General features: G+C 44.1%; 1 rRNA gene. It reads right to left on the bottom strand.

The features are described 5' to 3' along the window. Positions 1-84: ribosomal RNA gene (gene rrf / locus AB4558_RS21570) — 5S ribosomal RNA — on the bottom strand; the annotation flags it as partial. Positions 85-227 lie beyond the last annotated feature (143 nt).

Here is a 227-nt window from a genome sequence, read left to right as displayed (position 1 = left end):
CCCCACACTACCATCGGCGCTATTGTGTTTCACTTCTGAGTTCGGCATGGAATCAGGTGGGTCCACAATGCTATGGTCGCCAAGCAAATTTTAAAATTCGGAAAACTGTATTTAAAAGTCTCTTCAAACTCATTCAAGCGTTTGGTATTTCTTTGAGTCCACAAAACCCCTTGGGTGTTGTATGGTTAAGCCTCACGGGCAATTAGTACAGGTTAGCTCAATGCCTC

The sequence above is a fragment of the Vibrio sp. 10N.222.51.C5 genome, from assembly GCF_041474575.1.
GTDB classification, from domain to species: domain Bacteria; phylum Pseudomonadota; class Gammaproteobacteria; order Enterobacterales; family Vibrionaceae; genus Vibrio; species Vibrio crassostreae_C.
The sequence above is the reverse complement of the archived record's forward strand: the minus strand, read 5'-3'. Positions and strand labels throughout refer to the sequence as shown.